Below are 5,560 nucleotides of genomic sequence, written 5' to 3' on the forward strand. Positions count from 1 at the left end.
CAAAGAAGAAACCCCAGACCGCTAGGCGATCTGGGGTTTCGTATAGGAGCTTGACGATGACCTACTCTCACATGGTGAAGCACCACACTACCATCGGCGATGCGTCGTTTCACTACTGAGTTCGGGATGGGATCAGGTGGTTCCAACGCTCTATGGTCGTCAAGCAATTCGGTTGGGATGTCGCGGTTAGGCGCTATCCCTTGGATACGTGATAGAGGCTTGTAGCTCTCGCAAATTTTCGGCTTTCTGTCGACTTCACCATCGACACCCTCTGCGTTGAGGGCAGATTGTTTGGGTGTTATATGGTCAAGCCTCACGGGCAATTAGTATTGGTTAGCTCAACGCCTCACAGCGCTTACACACCCAACCTATCAACGTCGTAGTCTTCGACGGCCCTTTAGGGGAATCAAGTTCCCAGTGAGATCTCATCTTGAGGCAAGTTTCCCGCTTAGATGCTTTCAGCGGTTATCTCTTCCGAACATAGCTACCCGGCAGTGCCACTGGCGTGACAACCGGAACACCAGAGGTTCGTCCAACCCGGTCCTCTCGTACTAAGGTCAGCCCCTCTCAAATCTCAAACGTCCACGGCAGATAGGGACCGAACTGTCTCACGACGTTCTAAACCCAGCTCGCGTACCACTTTAAATGGCGAACAGCCATACCCTTGGGACCGGCTTCAGCCCCAGGATGTGATGAGCCGACATCGAGGTGCCAAACACCGCCGTCGATATGAACTCTTGGGCGGTATCAGCCTGTTATCCCCGGAGTACCTTTTATCCGTTGAGCGATGGCCCTTCCATACAGAACCACCGGATCACTAAGACCTACTTTCGTACCTGCTCGACGTGTCTGTCTCGCAGTCAAGCGCGCTTTTGCCTTTATACTCTACGACCGATTTCCGACCGGTCTGAGCGCACCTTCGTACTCCTCCGTTACTCTTTGGGAGGAGACCGCCCCAGTCAAACTACCCACCATACACTGTCCTCGATCCGGATGACGGACCAGAGTTAGAACCTCAAGGTTGCCAGGGTGGTATTTCAAGGATGGCTCCATGAGAACTGGCGTCCCCACTTCAAAGCCTCCCACCTATCCTACACAAGCAAGCTCAAAGTCCAGTGCAAAGCTATAGTAAAGGTTCACGGGGTCTTTCCGTCTAGCCGCGGATACACTGCATCTTCACAGCGATTTCAATTTCACTGAGTCTCGGGTGGAGACAGCGCCGCCATCGTTACGCCATTCGTGCAGGTCGGAACTTACCCGACAAGGAATTTCGCTACCTTAGGACCGTTATAGTTACGGCCGCCGTTTACCGGGGCTTCGATCAAGAGCTTCGCTTGCGCTAACCCCATCAATTAACCTTCCGGCACCGGGCAGGCGTCACACCCTATACGTCCACTTTCGTGTTTGCAGAGTGCTGTGTTTTTAATAAACAGTCGCAGCGGCCTGGTATCTTCGACCGGCATGGGCTTACGTAGTAAATACTTCACCCTCACCGGCGCACCTTCTCCCGAAGTTACGGTGCCATTTTGCCTAGTTCCTTCACCCGAGTTCTCTCAAGCGCCTTGGTATTCTCTACCTAACCACCTGTGTCGGTTTGGGGTACGGTTCCTAGTTACCTGAAGCTTAGAAGCTTTTCCTGGAAGCATGGCATCAACCACTTCGCATTCTAAAAGAACGCTCGTCATCAGTTCTCGGCCTTGAACGCCCGGATTTACCTAAGCATTCAGCCTACCACCTTAAACACGGACAACCAACGCCGTGCTGGCCTAGCCTTCTCCGTCCCTCCATCGCAGTAACTAGAAGTACGGGAATATTAACCCGTTTCCCATCGACTACGCATTTCTGCCTCGCCTTAGGGGCCGACTAACCCTGCGTCGATTAACGTTGCGCAGGAAACCTTGGTCTTTCGGCGTGGGTGTTTTTCACACCCATTGTCGTTACTCATGTCAGCATTCGCACTTCTGATACCTCCAGCAAGCTTCTCAACTCACCTTCACAGGCTTACAGAACGCTCCTCTACCGCTCACACCTAAGTGTGAACCCGTAGCTTCGGTGTATGGTTTGAGCCCCGTTACATCTTCCGCGCAGGCCGACTCGACTAGTGAGCTATTACGCTTTCTTTAAAGGATGGCTGCTTCTAAGCCAACCTCCTAGCTGTCTAAGCCTTCCCACATCGTTTCCCACTTAACCATAACTTTGGGACCTTAGCTGACGGTCTGGGTTGTTTCCCTTTTCACGACGGACGTTAGCACCCGCCGTGTGTCTCCCGTGCTGACACTTGCTGGTATTCGGAGTTTGCATCGGTTTGGTAAGTCGGGATGACCCCCTAGCCGAAACAGTGCTCTACCCCCAGCAGTGATACACGAGGCGCTACCTAAATAGCTTTCGAGGAGAACCAGCTATCTCCGAGCTTGATTAGCCTTTCACTCCGATCCACAGGTCATCCGCTAACTTTTCAACGGTAGTCGGTTCGGTCCTCCAGTCAGTGTTACCTAACCTTCAACCTGCCCATGGATAGATCGCCCGGTTTCGGGTCTATACCCAGCGACTAAAGCGCCCTATTAAGACTCGCTTTCGCTACGCCTCCCCTATTCGGTTAAGCTCGCCACTGAATATAAGTCGCTGACCCATTATACAAAAGGTACGCAGTCACCCAACAAAGTAGGCTCCCACTGCTTGTACGCATACGGTTTCAGGTTCTATTTCACTCCCCTCTCCGGGGTTCTTTTCGCCTTTCCCTCACGGTACTGGTTCACTATCGGTCAGTCAGTAGTATTTAGCCTTGGAGGATGGTCCCCCCATATTCAGACAAGGTTTCTCGTGCCCCGTCCTACTCGATTTCATTGATAAGAGCGTTTCGTGTACGGGGCTATCACCCACTACGGCGGCACTTTCCAGAGCCTTCCACTACACTCAAATCAACTTAAGGGCTAGTCCCCGTTCGCTCGCCACTACTTAGGGAATCTCGGTTGATTTCTTTTCCTCAGGGTACTTAGATGTTTCAGTTCCCCTGGTTCGCCTCTTGCACCTATGGATTCAGTACAAGATACCTAGGTTATCCTAGGTGGGTTCCCCCATTCAGAGATCTCTGGATCACAGTCTGTTTGCCGACTCCCCAAAGCTTTTCGCAGGCTACCACGTCTTTCATCGCCTCTGACTGCCAAGGCATCCACCGTATGCGCTTCTTCACTTGACCATATAACCCCAAGCAATCTGGTTACTGTCTCAATCGTGAAGACGACATTCGCCGAAAATTTGCGTCTTGAGAACTACAAATTTTGCCTTGATTAACAACGTGCAGTGAAACACGCTGTTAGTCACTTCTATCACATATCCAAATTTTTAAAGAACGATTATTACCGGTCAAAAGACCAGAAATCAGCACTCGACAGGTTCAACCTGAAGCGCTCATTTCTGAACTCTCTACGATCATGCTGTAATGGTGGAGCCAAGCGGGATCGAACCGCTGACCTCCTGCGTGCAAAGCAGGCGCTCTCCCAGCTGAGCTATGGCCCCGTAAACATCTGCACCTGAATTGGTAGGTCTGGGCAGATTTGAACTGCCGACCTCACCCTTATCAGGGGTGCGCTCTAACCAACTGAGCTACAGACCTATAACAGGGTCGCCGCGTTACAGCATCGTCTTCTACAGTGAATCAAGCAATTCGTGTGGGAGCTTATGAGAAAGCTGAAGTCTTCGATTAAGGAGGTGATCCAGCCGCAGGTTCCCCTACGGCTACCTTGTTACGACTTCACCCCAGTCATGAATCACTCCGTGGTAACCGTCCCCCCGAAGGTTAGACTAGCTACTTCTGGAGCAACCCACTCCCATGGTGTGACGGGCGGTGTGTACAAGGCCCGGGAACGTATTCACCGTGACATTCTGATTCACGATTACTAGCGATTCCGACTTCACGCAGTCGAGTTGCAGACTGCGATCCGGACTACGATCGGTTTTATGGGATTAGCTCCACCTCGCGGCTTGGCAACCCTTTGTACCGACCATTGTAGCACGTGTGTAGCCCTGGCCGTAAGGGCCATGATGACTTGACGTCATCCCCACCTTCCTCCGGTTTGTCACCGGCAGTCTCCTTAGAGTGCCCACCATAACGTGCTGGTAACTAAGGACAAGGGTTGCGCTCGTTACGGGACTTAACCCAACATCTCACGACACGAGCTGACGACAGCCATGCAGCACCTGTGTCTGAGTTCCCGAAGGCACCAATCCATCTCTGGAAAGTTCTCAGCATGTCAAGGCCAGGTAAGGTTCTTCGCGTTGCTTCGAATTAAACCACATGCTCCACCGCTTGTGCGGGCCCCCGTCAATTCATTTGAGTTTTAACCTTGCGGCCGTACTCCCCAGGCGGTCAACTTAATGCGTTAGCTGCGCCACTAAAATCTCAAGGATTCCAACGGCTAGTTGACATCGTTTACGGCGTGGACTACCAGGGTATCTAATCCTGTTTGCTCCCCACGCTTTCGCACCTCAGTGTCAGTATCAGTCCAGGTAGTCGCCTTCGCCACTGGTGTTCCTTCCTATATCTACGCATTTCACCGCTACACAGGAAATTCCACTACCCTCTACCGTACTCTAGCTCGCCAGTTTTGGATGCAGTTCCCAGGTTGAGCCCGGGGCTTTCACATCCAACTTAACGAACCACCTACGCGCGCTTTACGCCCAGTAATTCCGATTAACGCTTGCACCCTTCGTATTACCGCGGCTGCTGGCACGAAGTTAGCCGGTGCTTATTCTGTTGGTAACGTCAAAACACTAACGTATTAGGTTAATGCCCTTCCTCCCAACTTAAAGTGCTTTACAATCCGAAGACCTTCTTCACACACGCGGCATGGCTGGATCAGGCTTTCGCCCATTGTCCAATATTCCCCACTGCTGCCTCCCGTAGGAGTCTGGACCGTGTCTCAGTTCCAGTGTGACTGATCATCCTCTCAGACCAGTTACGGATCGTCGCCTTGGTGAGCCATTACCTCACCAACTAGCTAATCCGACCTAGGCTCATCTGATAGCGCAAGGCCCGAAGGTCCCCTGCTTTCTCCCGTAGGACGTATGCGGTATTAGCGTTCCTTTCGGAACGTTATCCCCCACTACCAGGCAGATTCCTAGGCATTACTCACCCGTCCGCCGCTAAATCAGAGAGCAAGCTCTCTTCATCCGCTCGACTTGCATGTGTTAGGCCTGCCGCCAGCGTTCAATCTGAGCCATGATCAAACTCTTCAGTTCAATACTGCTTGGGTTTTGAGAAAACCCTAAACCTGGCTCAGCAATCGCAAATAAACTCTCGAATTCACGAGTGTTACTTGTGATGCTGATAATCAGTTGACTACCAGTCTTACCTCACAAGCACCCACACGAATTGCTTGATTCAGTTGTTAAAGAACAGTTGGTTAAGTCTTTCGTCTCAACCGAGGCCGCGCATTCTACAGCAGCCTTTCTATCTGTCAAGCTGTTTTTCGATTTTGTTTCCGGAGAAACTTCTTTCTACTCAACCACTTGCGCTTTCGATCAGAGCTTCTTCTCTCCAGCGGGAGGCGCATTCTACAGC

The 5,560-nt window shown here is 51.7% G+C and carries 2 tRNA genes and 3 rRNA genes; all 5 read right to left on the reverse strand.

Features of this window, described 5'->3' with window-relative positions:
* Window positions 1-48: 48 nt before the first annotated feature.
* Window positions 49-164: ribosomal RNA gene (gene rrf / locus ACODS1_RS24050) — 5S ribosomal RNA — on the reverse strand.
* Window positions 165-302: 138 nt separating this feature from the next.
* Window positions 303-3,196 (reverse strand): 23S ribosomal RNA (locus tag ACODS1_RS24055).
* A 244-nt stretch (window positions 3,197-3,440) separates the two neighbouring features.
* Window positions 3,441-3,516: transfer RNA gene (locus ACODS1_RS24060), tRNA-Ala, on the reverse strand.
* Between the two features lie 20 nt (window positions 3,517-3,536).
* Window positions 3,537-3,613, reverse strand: a tRNA-Ile gene (locus ACODS1_RS24065).
* An 88-nt stretch (window positions 3,614-3,701) separates the two neighbouring features.
* A 16S ribosomal RNA gene (locus ACODS1_RS24070) occupies window positions 3,702-5,238 on the reverse strand.
* The 16S, 23S and 5S rRNA genes sit together here with 2 tRNA genes alongside, the layout of an rRNA operon.
* Between the last annotated feature and the right edge of the window lie 322 nt (window positions 5,239-5,560).

Source organism: Pseudomonas sp. FG29, from assembly GCF_057809355.1.